We start from the raw sequence: 13,046 nt of genomic DNA, 5'->3' as shown, positions 1-13,046 counted from the left end.
GTATGATTTATCGACGATAATTTGCACTCCTACCTTCTTCCAGCAGTTCAAGCATGCTCTTTATGTTTGCTTTCTTAGGCCCTTCGGGCGACTGCACCAGCGCTGCTTTCATACAGGGCCTTCGCGGCCTTTCACACCCGGCCGGTCGTAGCGGATTGCGTGATGTTGGCCAGGCCGGTCTGCTTCGAGATCAACGCTTTTGTTGCCTCCGCCCGGTATGATGGTCAATTGCTGGGGTGGGTGCTTATCGCTCAACTTTTTCCAGAAGTTTACTAATATCGCTGCTGACCCGCTGAATGAACTGAAGTTGTTCGGTGAGTAGCGGATCGTCAGGCGTTACGTTGTCGGAGTTAGGAGGAGCTGGGGTGGCATTGGTGCTTTGCGGTTCAGGTTCTACACCTAGTTGACGCAGACTTTCGGTCAAGGCAAATAGTGCCCGCTTCGCTGGGCGTAATACCCCGGACGAATGCACAATAGGGGTACTGTTGACTAACGCTGAAGTTATGGTAGCAACGTTTGCGGATAAAATATGATTGAGTACCACGAACTCGTAAATGATACGTTCGTTCCGTTGCTTATGTTTGGGTTCCGATATCATCCGTTCGAAAGCTGCTGCCAGGTTGGCCGAGGTTACGTAGACCTCTTTACGAGCCAGCTTATAATCAACTAGATTAATGGAACGGCCCAGTAGTCCATCATATAATAGCTGCATGTAGCGTACGTTAGCCGTTAACAAGGCTTTCATGGGCTTCGCCAGCTGGTCGGACTCCCAGTTGGGAAACAAAAGGTACCCGGTTGCTAAAGCAATAACGCCACCGAACAGGGTATCCAGAAAGCGTTCTTCGGCAACCCCCAGGTAACTGGCCCCCAGGAAGCTGAATAGAATGAGCACGAAGGGGGTTATGCAAACGACCATAACAATGTAGTTCACCCGCTGGGCGCTGTATGTACCCAGCATGAACAGAACCATAAAGACAAAATGGATTGTCGTATCGGGTATGAATTTGAGAATTACTAACCCAACAAGTCCCCCTACGAGCGTTCCCGAAATCCGTTCGATGTTCCGTTGTTTGGTCAGGCTAAAGGCCGGTTTCAGAATAACTGAAATAGTCAGAATCACCCAGTAACTGTGGTGACCGTATGAGCTGAGCTTGGTGAGTACGAAACCTAGCAACATAGCCACCGCAACACGTACCGAATGCCTGAAAACCGATGAATCGAGGGTTAGGTTATCCAGAATGGATTTAACGTCAATTTCCTGGTGAGACACGAACCGGCCGTATTCCAGATCGCTGCGGATGGGGCCAACGTCGGGCGCAGCAAGGTTATGCTGAATGGTAATTAAACGCTGACTCAGATTACGCAGACTAACCAACACCTTTTTGAGCACGAGCGTGCTGCCATCCTCTTCTCCGAGCGCGTCGATGCTCTGTTTTACGTCTTCCAGCAATGGCGTAAAATCTGTAGCTCGGTGAATGGGTATCGGCACGGGCGATTGAATACTCAGCCCAATGTGATCGAGTTCGGTGGCTAACCCGCGTATGACTCCGGCAATCCGGTCGAGAACGCCCGTGTGGCCAAATCGTTCGCGAATGTCTGAGTAGTCATAGTACATCGCTATAATCTGCTCGTACAGATCGACCACATCCACGAAAGTCAACACCAGCAGCCGACCGGTCCGTGTTGACTCGGCTACGAAGCGTCTACTTTTAAATAAAATTTCCCGAACGGCGTCCTGCTTCTCGCTTACATCGACTTGCTGGGCCAACAGCTTTCTATAGTCGTCGTCCAACTGCGTGGCAACTGTATAAAAATCAGCTTTGATTGTTAAAAATTTGGCTATTTCGTGAATGCATTCGCCCAGTGCCTGCTGAGCTGACCGGTAGGGCTGCAACCGGGACGAGAGCATACTGATCGCTGTGTACCACACCCCTCCGGCCAGGATCAATCCGCTTTCGACTACAACCCCGGCAGGATCGAGCGGTCGGTCGATCATCAGGATCATCACCAGCAAGGCCGCCGTTCCAACCGCAGTGGCCCGATTACCGTACACGGCAAGCATTGAGAAGATAAACCCGAACAGGAAAATTTCCAGGCCTAAGGTATAGACATTTAACCGGGCGAAACCGGTCACGATGGTTACCATAAATCCAGCCAATACTGTGGCCACCATGCCGTTACGTCGGTGAGCGGTAGGACCGGGAGCATCACTCAGGCTGACACTTAAGGCACCGAGTGACATCGCCATGCCAGTCTGAAGTTGCCCTATCTGCGCGAACAGCAAGGAAGGAAGCAATATAGACAGCGTAATCCGTAGACCATTCGAGAAGTACTGACTGGAAAGAAAGTAGCTGGCTTGCCGGATACGTTTGTTCATAATGGGACTTTAACGGACCAATTGCAACAGATGTTACGCTTCGCGGACTAGCGGCTCGGACTTACGTTCACCAATCTGTTGCCGCCACATGGCGTAATATAGTCCCTTCTGTGCAACCAACGTATCGTGATTGCCCATTTCAACAATTTTACCTTTCTCCAGGACAAAAATGGTGGTGGCGTGCAGGATGGTTGACAGTCGGTGGGCAATCAGAATGGTAATCTGGCCGTGCAAAGTCGATACACGCCGAACCGTATCGGTAATTTCTTCTTCAGTCAGCGAGTCGAGAGCCGACGTAGCTTCGTCGAAGATAAGCATTCGAGGGCGTCTGACTAAGGCACGGGCTATGGAGAGTCGTTGTTTTTCGCCCCCTGACATTTTGAGCCCTCCTTCTCCAATCTCCGTGTCTAATCCTTTTCCCGAGCGGGCCATGAGCTGCGTACAGGCGGCTTTCTCTAACGCATCCAGCATATCGGCTTCAGTCGCATCAGGTTTAACGAATAACAGATTTTCGCGGATTGTACCCGCAAAAAGGTGCGTTTCCTGAGTGACGAACCCGATTTGCCGACGCATGGGGTTGAAGCGTATGTCCTTCGTCGACAACTGGTTATAAAATATTTCGCCGGAAACCGGGCGGTACAGGCCAACCAGTAACTTCACCATCGTCGACTTTCCCGAACCCGACGGACCAACAAACGCAATGGTGTCGCCGAGAGTAGCCTCAAACGAAACGCCGTCAATAGCATTCTGACCAGCGCCTTTGTGCCGGAAAACGACGTTAGCAAACCGCAATCGCTCAATCGGGCCAACCTCAACGGGCGACTCCGGATTACGCTCGATCGGTTTCTGCATCAGCTGAGCGAAGCTGTTCAGACCCGCTTCGGCTTCCCGATACGCCAGTATAATATTGCCCAGATCCTGCAGGGGATTGAAAATCGCCACCGAAATAAACTGCATGGATATAAGCTCTCCCGTGCTCAGCACATGACGAAAAATGAGCCATAGCAACGTAAACAGGACCGACTGTTTCAGGATGTTAAGCGTTGTACTTTGCCAGAAAGACAGCAGCCGAACCCGCTTCACTTTCAGCATTTCCAAATCAAAGATTCGGGCAGTCTGGCCTTTCAGCCGCCGGATTTCGGGAAAAGTCAATCCCAGGCTTTTCACCAGTTCGATGTTACGTAGCGACTCGGTAATAACGCCCGAGAGTAGGGCGGTCTCGCGGTTGATGGATCGCTGGGTTGTTTTAATTTCTTTGCTCAACAAGCCAGTGAGGCCACCCAGCAGCAGCACGCCAATCAGAAAGACCGGAACCAGTGCCCAATGTTTCGTGATAGCATACCAGCTCAGAAAGCCAATGCCGACGACCGACGAAAAAAGTACAGACACAAAGGAGTTAATAAACCGCTCGGTGTCTGTACGTACTTTCTGAAGAATGGATAAGGTAGCCCCGCTGCTTTGATCACCGAACTCTTCGTACGATAAACGCAGCGTTTGCGCGAGGCCGTCGTTGAAAATATCCGTGCCAAATCGTTGGACAACCAGGCGGGTCAGGTATTCCTGAAACGCCTTCGTTACGTTCGACAGCACGGCGACGCCAACGGCCAGCGCGAGTAACTGAAGAACGCCCGTTAGTTTCTCAGATTCGGTTTTCTGGCCGGGGTTGGTCGCGTACTCATCGATGAGTTTGCCAAAGATGATTGGGTCGACCAGGGCCAGCACCTGCGCGATACCCGCTAGTGCCAACGATAGGCCAGCTAACCAGCGGTACGGTTTTAGGTACGTCCAGAGAATGCGCACGGGGAGGGGGTTAACTACTCATCCAACTGCTGAATGCGGGTGAGGTGACGGCCACCTTCGAAAGGCGTATCGAGCCAGATTTTGACGAGTTTCAACGCCGTTTCTTCGCTCATCATCCGTTCGCCGATTGAAATTACATTGGCGTCGTTGTGCTGCCGACCGAGCCGGGCCGACTCTTCGTTCCAGCAGAGCGCGCAGCGAACGCCTTTGACGCGGTTAGACATAATAGCTTCGCCGTTTCCTGATCCGCCCAGCACAACACCTCGCTCAACCTCACCGGCCGCAACCGCTTCGGCAACGGGACGGATAAAACGGGGATAATCGACCGATGCTTCGGAGTCGGTACCTTTGTCTGTAACCTCATGGCCAAGGTCAATCAAGTACTGTTTAATGGCTTCTTTGTACCGGAAACCGGCGTGGTCGGAGCCGATGGCAATTTTCATACGATTAGAAATGGTTGTAAGCGCGGGTCAAAAGTACCGCATTCTTACCGGTTGATGCAATCCTGATTAAAAAACTCGCTGGAAGTACGATAAGTTATAGCCCGAAACGAACCAGCTTTATCCAGTACGTTCGAGTGGGTGCTTATACAGTAGTGTCTGGCTACGTCAGGTTTGCCAGATGAACGTAGTGGCTGGTTAAATACAAGTGCGATGACGCTTCTCCCGCAAAGGCGGAAGGCCAGTCCGGTTAGCCTAAGATTTGGGTACCTCAGGGAACCTTAACTACGTAAACTTGTTCCGAACGTGGACCGTCGGTAATTTGCGGCCCGTCAATACAACCGGATTATGATCCCAGCTACGAATCAGCGGCCACCGGCTACGGTGCTGTTCATCTTCGGCGGCAGCGGAGACCTCAACCTTCGCAAGCTTACGCCCGCACTGTATAACCTATTTATAGACAACTATCTACCGGAGCGACTGGCGGTTGTTGGTCTGGGCCGGAGCCAGTATACCGACGAATCGTTTCGGGAGCGGTTGCTGGAAGGCGTTCAATCGTTTTCCCGCCGTAAGAATGGCCCGGAAGATGCCTGGAAGACATTCTCGCCCGTAATCTCTTACATGCAATTAGACGCGGGCGATGCCGGAGCGTATCAGCAGCTGACAGATTTGGTCGAGGAAAAACAGAAGGAGTGGGGCGACTGTCCGAACGTCTTGTTTTACCTGGCCGTAGCGCCCCAATTAGTGCCCGGCATTGCGACTAATCTCGGTAAACTGCCCTTATGTTCCGACAAAAACCGGGTTCGTATTGTCGTAGAAAAGCCATTCGGTCACGACCTGAAAACGGCACAGGAGCTCAATGCGTTGCTGGGTGGCCTGTTTGCCGAAGAGCAAATCTATCGCATCGACCATTACCTGGGTAAAGAAACCGTGCAGAATATTCTGGCGCTACGTTTCGCGAACTCGCTGTTTGAGCCGATTTGGAACCGTCGTTACGTGGAATATGTGCAGATTACGGCGGCTGAAACCGTTGGCCTCGAAGGTCGGGGCGGCTACTATGAAGGTTCTGGTGCCTTGCGGGATATGATCCAGAATCACCTGTTGCAGGTGCTTTGCATGGTGGCCACGGAAGCGCCGATCTCGTTCGATGCCAACGAAGTACGGAATAAGAAAGTAGACGTCCTGAACGCCATTCGCCGGATCAAACCAGAGCAGGTGAAAGACGTAGCTGTACGCGGCCAATACGGTGCCGGTACGATTAACGATAAGACAATTCCGGGCTATCGGGAAGAAGAAGGCGTAAAGCCGGACTCCGCCACCGAAACTTTTGCCGCCGTAAAGCTCTTCGTTGACAACTGGCGTTGGGAAAACGTACCGTTCTACTTGCGTACCGGTAAATCGCTGCCGGAGAAAACAACGGTCATCAAAATTCAATTTAAACCGGCACCTGACTATGCCTTTCCGGACGAGGCTACTCAAACCTGGCAGTCGAACCGGCTCATGATTGGTATTCAACCGGCTATGGATATCCGGCTGCGGTTTCAGGCAAAACGGCCTGGCCAGACTCTGGCGATCGACCCGGTCGAGATGGTGTTCAGCTATAAAACGGCCTACGAAGGTCAGGACCCCGAAGCCTACGAAACCCTGCTGTTAGACGTAATGACCGGCGACGCTACGTTGTTTATGCGGGCTGATCAGGTCGAGGCCGCCTGGAAAGTGGTTACCCCGATTCTGGATGCCTGGGAGAGTGAAGCTCCCGCCGACTTTCCGAATTATGAACCTGGTACATGGGGCCCAAAAGCGGCTGATGAACTCGTTGAAAAAGACGGTTTCCAGTGGGCAATTAAATAAATTCCTCGCAGGGTTAGGGCTATCGTTTAATGGTCTTAACCCTGTTTTTTTAGTAATTAAGATCTAGTTCTGCTATGGCGCAACCTCAGCTAGCCGCTCTGTTTGTGGATGATGAACGCCTGCCCTGGGAACCGGTAGCAGCCGGAGTGCAGCGCAAGATTATGACGTACGATACCAACCTGATGATGGTGAAAGTAGCCTTCGAAGCAGGCGGCATTGGCGCAGCGCACAGCCACCCCCATACGCAGATGAGTTACGTTGAACGTGGAGTGTTTACCATCACCATCGGCGATGAAAGCCGAACGGTACGTGCTGGTGATGCGTATTACATCCCACCTGATGTCTGGCACGGAGCTGTCTGCGTAGAAGCGGGCGTCCTCGTTGATATCTTTACGCCTATGCGGGAAGATTTTGTGTGAACAGATTTCCCGGCAACCTACGAACGTACTGCATGCAACTCATTATCAAAAAAAATCCGAATGATCTGGCCAAGGGAGCGGCCGATTTCATCGCCAAGCGTATAAAAGACGTCCTGAAAAAACAGGATCGGTTTACCATCGCCTTATCTGGCGGCAGCACCCCTAAAGCCCTGCACGAATTACTGGCTAAATCGCCGTATCGGGAGCAGATTCCCTGGCTGCAACTCCATGTATTCTGGGGCGACGAACGCTACGTGCCGATTGACGACGAGCAAAGCAATGCCGGGATGGCCTATGATACGTTGTTAGGTCACGTATACACGCCCGAAGACCAGATTCACGTCTGGCGCACGGACCTGGAACCCGACGCGGCTGCGGCCGATTACGACCGGATTCTGCACGACTATTTTGGCGATACAGGTCCTACGTTCGATCTGGTATTGCTGGGCATGGGCGACGACGGCCACACGCTTTCGCTGTTTCCCGGAACCGAAGTTGTTCACGAGCAAACTGCCTGGACAAAAGCCTATTTCCTGACCCAGCAAAACATGTATCGCCTGACGCTGACAGCCCCCATCGTGAACCGGGCGTCGTGCGTAGCGTTTCTGGTGGCCGGACCCAAGAAAGCGGCCCCGTTGAAAGAAGTGCTGGAAGGGGAGTATCAACCCGATACGTATCCTTCGCAGGTCATCAAACCTGAGCAGGGTGAACTGATCTGGATGGTAGATCAGCAGGCGGCTCTGCAATTGAGCAAGTAAGGATTTAGACCAGTTCTTCCGTCGACGGAATCAGCGGCACGATCACATCGAAGGCATCGTCGGTTTCGCAGATATCGATGGCGGGCTGGTTCAGTAGCTTGTATTTGAGGTTGATATTTTCCAGTCCTTTCTTAGTCGACGCAAGCCGATTGAGCCGTTTTCGCTGCAGGTTATTACGAACCACCAGCGCTCCATCGTTATCGGTATAAATCCGGATGGTCAACGGGTTGTTGGGCGACACTACGTTGTGCTTCACGGCATTTTCGACCAGCAGTTGCAGCGTGAGTGGAGGCAGCAGAAACTCCTGATACGTATCGTGAATATCGACCTGCAAACAAATTCCCTGGCCGTAGCGCGTTTTCAGCAGGTGATAATACGAGCTGATAAACTTCATCTCCGTCGCGAGGGTTGTCAGTTCGCGGTCGCTGGCCTGAAGCAGGTACCGATACACGCTCGACAACTCATCCACAAACCGTTCTGCTTTTATGGGATCGTCGGCAATCAGTGAGGATAACGAGTTCAGGCTATTAAACAAAAAGTGGGGGCTCAGTTGTGCCTGCAACGCCCGCATGTGCATTTCGGTCACTTCCTGTTTCAGCCGCTGAACGGCGAGTTCCGCTTCCAGCTGCGCCCGCCAGCGCTGCTCCCGTTCGCGGGTGAGGGCCTGCTCGAACATAGCCCGCTTAACGGCGTCCTGACGGTGGCGGTACGATAAACCCAACGAAAAGAAGAGCAGTTCGAGAATGATGCCAATCTGCATGTAGGCAATGGGCGCATTCCAGAACACATTCGTCTGATAGTCTGTCCAGACCAGTGTTAGAACCATAGCGACCAGACCGCCGAACACCAGGAGTGCCGAGCCCGTGATGAAAAAGCGGGTGATCAGGTCTTTCCGCTGAAATAGGTTAACGATGATGTAGCCGGACAGAACCGCCAGCACGGTGCGGGCCAGTGAATGAATCAATTCATGAACGGGTTGCTGCCAGTAATCGGTCAGCAGGCAGAAGCCGATTTCTACGGCAATATAGGCAACCAGACCCGCCTGCGTAACCTTGAATAGGCGCATCAATCTAGGCTGACTATCACGAATATTGACGAAGGCGATGGTGAAATCGTAGTAGACAAAATAAGCGACCATAGGCCCCACGATTCGCACAAAATTGGCCAGATTGTCGGGCAAGTCAATAGCGCGTAAAGCAAAATAGCTTAGCCAGACAAGCATGTAAGCCGTGTAAAGACCGTAAATGCGTTCGCGGTATAGTCCCCACTGCACTACGTTATAAAGCAGCATTGCTGTTACGATACCCAAGAAGAAAAGCAGCCACGCTTCGTACGTCATATTCACTACTATACTGTCGAGCAAAAGATGGGACAAAACTAAGAAAGCTGCACCCACGCCCGATTAATTGTTTAACCAACGGCAATTATTGAGGCTTATTGGATAAGATCAAGGATTTCTGACCAATTAGGCGCACCATCGGCGAAGGAGTTTGCCCTACTCATTAATTTGGTATGAATATAGTCAATAAGTTTGATATATGAAGTGGGGGACACGCAGAATTATGATTGCAAAGCTAGTTGGCCGGGTCAGGATTCCGCACGATTGAATTGCCTGCGCTTATTGTCGCTAACGTAACGCAGTACAACTGGCTGCTACTACTCGTTTAAACTAATTATGCCCCTTACGGACCAGTCCGTAAGGGGCATTTTATTTAGATAGCCGAATAGCGAAGCAGGCTCTTGTCGAGGGACTTTCAGCGGTATTGATGACGGAGTAACGCCCGGTGGCTATGTTGTCTTTTACTTAAAAATTCCCTATCAGACCTCGGAATACCATCAACAGAAGAGGGTGAAGAGACCCAACAGGACTGTTAATCATTAGGGTTTAATGATCTTGTGCTGCTGAGTGTGCTGATCAGTCTGAGCTTGCAGCAGATATAGTCCGGCAGGCTGCTGGCTGATGTCCCATTCTATGAACTGATCCGGTTGCGCCTGTGTCCACCGCTGGCTGCGGATACTACGTCCCTGACTATCGCGCAGTTCAACCTGCAGGTGCTGTCCGGCAGCTCCCTGAACCAGCGCCCGAAGCTGCCCATTCGCCACTGGATTGCCCAGGATCGTGACCTGCAAACCTGGCTCCGCTATCCCTTCAATGGCCACCTCTCTAGCCCGGCAACTGGCGTCTACCGTGAGCCGATACGGACCGTAGACCTTCACCGCGCCCGAGCGGTCGGTGACTTTGAGAAAGAAGTTACCCTGGGTGTTGGTCTGGGCGTTGATCAAGGTCAAGCTTGACGTAGCGGTGCCCCGGAACAATTGGGGTGTTTCCATAATCTTGGGCGTAGTGAGGTTATTCTTGTACCACTCATACTTCGCCGGATCACCTTCTACCACTACGTTGATCACCGCTGTTCCACCCCGGCATACAGTGGGGTTGTTACCCCCCGCCACGGTTGTAGAGGTGGAAGATGAGCAGCCATTGGCGTCGGTAACGGTGACCGAGTAGACACCGGCTGTTGTGACCCTGGCGGTGGGGCCGTTGTCGACTTGGTTGGCCCCTGTACTAAAACTGTAGGAAGTTCCTCCTGTAGCTGAAAGGCTTACGGTCGTGTTGGTAAAGGAGAGTGGCCCCGTGTTGCTCAGGGTAGGGGTTGGTAGCGCATTGACGGTCAGGCTCTGGGAAGTGGTGTTGCTACATCCATTGACTGTAATCGAGTAGGTAATGGTGCTACTGCCCACTGAAGTGGGTGAAAAACTGATGCTGTTGAGTGTCCCAGCCCCCAGTAACTCAAACTGGCCCCCATTTACTATAGGGTTGAGTGAACTAGCAGGGCTACCCAGACAGTACTGACTGCTGAGACCGGTAAAACTGGCATCGGGCAGGGGCGTGATGCTAACGCTAGCCTGGCCGGTCATCGTCTGCTGACAGCCTGTTGTTGGGTTAGTGGCCTGTACGGTGTAGGTGCCTTCCTGCGTCTGATTACCGAAGCTGATGGGTTGTCCGGTGCCTGTTACCGCACTGACCGAAATACTACCATTGAGCAATAATTGATAGCTGATACCGGTCTGTGAGCTGCTCAAGCCTATAGATATGCCTCCACTACCAGCGCAGTAAGCCCCTCCACCCGTAACCGTGAAGGTCGTGGGCAGGGGGGTGACGGAAACAACGGCCTGCTCCGCCATGAGTTGATTGCAGGTGGTAGCGATATTAGTAGCTCGAACGGTGTAGGTGCCTGGCTGAGTCTGGTTGCCAAAGCTTAGTGCCTGGCCCGTACCTACTATAGCAGTGCCAGAAAGACCGCCATTAAACAGCAACTGGTAACTCACGCCGGTCTCCGAACCATTAAGACTTACAGGTACACCCGCACCATCCTGGCAGTAACTGCCCCCACCCGTAACTGTAAAAGCTGCGGGTAGGGCATTGACGCTAACGCTTATCTGGCCGGTCATCATCTGTTGACAGCCTGTGGTAGGGTTAGTGGCCTGCACGGTGTAAGTGCCTACTTGCGTGTAATTACCAAAGCTCAGGGGATCACCGTTGCCAGGGAGAGCATTCCCGAGTGGAGCGCTGTTAAATAGCAGTTGATAGTTCACGCCCGCTTCTGAGCCGCTTAATCCTATCGGTGACCCCGCGCTACCAGCGCAGTAGCCTCCCTCGCCTATTACCGTAAAAGGAGTAGGGAGGGCGTTAACTGTCAGGGTGAAGACAACACTGAGGACACTGTTGCAACTACCTGTCACCACCACCGAATAGGATCCGCTGTTCGCTGTGGTGGAAACTGGCAGATTAAGCGTAGAGGACGTCTGGTCGGGCAGAAGTTGACCATTCTGATACCATTGATAAGTGAGTGATCCCGTGCCACTCGCGCCGACAGGTACTGTAACAGAGCTGCCTGCACAGACAGCAGAGCTACTGGGGGGCTGCTGAGTGATGGCTACGGGCTGACCAACGATGGGCTCACGTTGGAACTCATAAGCGCCCATGTCAATGGTATTACCCGAAATACGCGGGTTGCCCGCTATATCCTCAGGAGGGCCACCTACAGTATTGTAATTAGTGGTGGAGCCTGCGTTAATCGCTGGGGAGCAGGCGTTAAGTTGAGAACTAACTGGGTTTAAAAAGGGATTGACTGTGGTCGTCAGATTAGTAGGGTCTGGTGAGTAACCTGTTATGGTCACATCGAAGAGAGAGTAGCTGGCTGTTATACTGCCAACATTAATGGAAGAGGTAGAAAACGTGTTTGATTTGCCATTACCGAAGACAACACAGTTAGTCATTGTCACGTTACTCGCTATATTATGTATCGCTCCTCCACTGCTGGACGTGTTATTCGCGAAACTCACATTAGTTAATTGAGGTCTGCATGTGCCTTGGAGCTGTCCGTCGTTGTACATTGCCCCTCCCGGCGCATCGGCGGAGTTGCTTAGGAAACTAACGTTGATCAGGACTGGATTACAGACACTACCGCGCAGTGCCCGGTTGAACATGGCGCCACCAGCGTCACCGGCTCTGTTGTTCGAAAAACTAACATTCGTTAGTTTGGGGCTACTTGTGCCGCCGTCTAATGCCAAGTTACTCATCGCTCCTGCGCCCCGAACTGTCGAATTGCCTGAAAAACTAACATTCGTGAGTATGGGGCTACTGGTTCCCCCATTCAGCGCGACATCATCCATCGCTCCAGCTCCGCCTGCTGAGTTATTTAAAAAAACTGACATTGGTAAGTGTAGGGCTACTGTTGCCACCATCCCCATTGTTGTGTAAGGCTCCTCCAGAATTGAAAGCTTGATTATTTACTAAACTAAGATTGAACAGGGTTGGATTGCTACTGCCTCCGTTACTTCCGTCATTGTAAATCCCTCCTCCTCTTCCATCGGGTGAATCGTCCTCACTATTCCCCGCGTAACCATTTGTAATGACCGCTCCGTCTAGCCGGGTATTGGTACTGGCATTTTTGAATTTGACGACATGGTAACTATTGTCTGCTGCATTTCCCGGGCTATTAATGTCGCCTGATAAAGTTGTCGAGGAAGGGAAAGCCGTGCGAACATCAGGTGTAGCACCGCTACCCGCGTATCCGCCATATACCTGTACTCCGGACGGAATCGAGAAGCTAAAACTGCGATCAGCACCAGTTGTCGGTTTGTATAAACCTGCCCCTACCAGGAACGTTGTGCCGGCCGGAGCTGTGGCTAAAACGCCTTGCAAGGCCGTACCCGAGAGGGCATTGGCCCAGCTGGTGGCCGTGGCTGGATCGGTGTTGGAACCGTTTTCGCGTACGTAGATCGTAGTCGACTGAGCCAGTGTAGTTAGGCTGAGCAGGCTGCCGCAGATGAGCAGCAGGAATGAAGAAAGGTGTTTCATGATTGGGCTGTTTAGTTGGCCCAAAGGTGAAATCTCTAC

The 13,046-nt window shown here is 52.2% G+C and carries 10 protein-coding genes; 3 read left to right on the top strand and 7 right to left on the bottom strand.

What is annotated here, in order from left to right; genetic code table 11:
• Window positions 1-108 precede the first annotated feature (108 nt).
• From ACYVIY_RS19520 to rpiB, 4 genes are read right to left on the bottom strand one after another with little or no spacing between them, the layout of a single operon-like run.
• Window positions 109-255: a hypothetical protein gene (locus ACYVIY_RS19520; protein ID WP_460978077.1), complete on the bottom strand. Its 147-nt coding sequence runs from the start codon at window positions 253-255 to the stop codon at window positions 109-111.
• On the bottom strand, window positions 245-2,377 hold the full coding sequence (locus ACYVIY_RS19515) for an FUSC family protein (protein WP_460978076.1): 2,133 nt from the start codon (window positions 2,375-2,377) through the stop codon (window positions 245-247). Before ACYVIY_RS19515 ends, ACYVIY_RS19520 begins: the two co-directional genes overlap by 11 nt.
• 33 nt (window positions 2,378-2,410) lie before the next feature.
• A complete protein-coding gene (locus ACYVIY_RS19510; RefSeq protein WP_460978075.1) occupies window positions 2,411-4,177 on the bottom strand; it encodes an ABC transporter ATP-binding protein in 1,767 nt (588 codons plus the stop codon).
• 14 nt (window positions 4,178-4,191) lie between these two features.
• Window positions 4,192-4,620, bottom strand: a complete 429-nt coding sequence (gene rpiB / locus ACYVIY_RS19505) for a ribose 5-phosphate isomerase B (RefSeq protein ID WP_460978074.1) — start codon at window positions 4,618-4,620, stop codon at window positions 4,192-4,194.
• Window positions 4,621-4,965: 345 nt separating this feature from the next.
• On the opposite strand from rpiB, the gene zwf reads away from it, so the two are divergent.
• The 3 genes from zwf (at window position 4,966) to pgl (ending at window position 7,645) form a co-directional block, all read left to right on the top strand.
• On the top strand, window positions 4,966-6,468 hold the full coding sequence (zwf, locus tag ACYVIY_RS19500; RefSeq protein WP_460978073.1) for a glucose-6-phosphate dehydrogenase: 1,503 nt from the start codon (window positions 4,966-4,968) through the stop codon (window positions 6,466-6,468).
• 74 nt (window positions 6,469-6,542) lie between these two features.
• Entirely contained in the window at window positions 6,543-6,887 is a 345-nt protein-coding gene (locus ACYVIY_RS19495; protein WP_460978072.1) for a cupin domain-containing protein, read from the top strand.
• A 32-nt stretch (window positions 6,888-6,919) separates the two neighbouring features.
• Window positions 6,920-7,645 (top strand): 6-phosphogluconolactonase, encoded by a 726-nt coding sequence (gene pgl, locus ACYVIY_RS19490; RefSeq protein WP_460978071.1) that lies wholly within the window; start codon window positions 6,920-6,922, stop codon window positions 7,643-7,645.
• A 4-nt stretch (window positions 7,646-7,649) separates the two neighbouring features.
• Here pgl and ACYVIY_RS19485 read toward each other — a convergent pair whose 3' ends face one another.
• The 3 genes from ACYVIY_RS19485 to ACYVIY_RS19475 form a co-directional block, all read right to left on the bottom strand.
• Window positions 7,650-8,984: a histidine kinase gene (locus tag ACYVIY_RS19485; protein WP_460978070.1), complete on the bottom strand. Its 1,335-nt coding sequence runs from the start codon at window positions 8,982-8,984 to the stop codon at window positions 7,650-7,652.
• Between the two features lie 539 nt (window positions 8,985-9,523).
• Window positions 9,524-12,361, bottom strand: a complete 2,838-nt coding sequence (locus ACYVIY_RS19480) for a choice-of-anchor Q domain-containing protein (RefSeq protein ID WP_460978069.1) — start codon at window positions 12,359-12,361, stop codon at window positions 9,524-9,526.
• A complete protein-coding gene (locus tag ACYVIY_RS19475) occupies window positions 12,342-13,007 on the bottom strand; it encodes a hypothetical protein (protein WP_460978068.1) in 666 nt (221 codons plus the stop codon). The genes ACYVIY_RS19480 and ACYVIY_RS19475 overlap by 20 nt, the downstream gene beginning before the upstream one ends.
• Between the last annotated feature and the right edge of the window lie 39 nt (window positions 13,008-13,046).

Source organism: Spirosoma knui, from assembly GCF_054780635.1.
This window is presented reverse-complemented; position numbering and strand designations above follow the sequence as displayed.

What these genes read in the sequence shown, in the direction of transcription:
- ACYVIY_RS19485 (WP_460978070.1), bottom strand. Translation starts at nt 8,984, where the DNA reads ATGACGTACGAAGCGTGGCTGCTTTTCTTCTTGGGTATCGTAACAGCA.
- ACYVIY_RS19515 (WP_460978076.1), bottom strand. Translation starts at nt 2,377, where the DNA reads ATGAACAAACGTATCCGGCAAGCCAGCTACTTTCTTTCCAGTCAGTAC.
- ACYVIY_RS19475 (WP_460978068.1), bottom strand. Translation starts at nt 13,007, where the DNA reads ATGAAACACCTTTCTTCATTCCTGCTGCTCATCTGCGGCAGCCTGCTC.
- zwf (WP_460978073.1), top strand. Translation starts at nt 4,966, where the DNA reads ATGATCCCAGCTACGAATCAGCGGCCACCGGCTACGGTGCTGTTCATC.
- ACYVIY_RS19480 (WP_460978069.1), bottom strand. Translation starts at nt 12,361, where the DNA reads ATGTCAGTTTTTTTAAATAACTCAGCAGGCGGAGCTGGAGCGATGGAT.
- pgl (WP_460978071.1), top strand. Translation starts at nt 6,920, where the DNA reads ATGCAACTCATTATCAAAAAAAATCCGAATGATCTGGCCAAGGGAGCG.
- ACYVIY_RS19495 (WP_460978072.1), top strand. Translation starts at nt 6,543, where the DNA reads ATGGCGCAACCTCAGCTAGCCGCTCTGTTTGTGGATGATGAACGCCTG.
- rpiB (WP_460978074.1), bottom strand. Translation starts at nt 4,620, where the DNA reads ATGAAAATTGCCATCGGCTCCGACCACGCCGGTTTCCGGTACAAAGAA.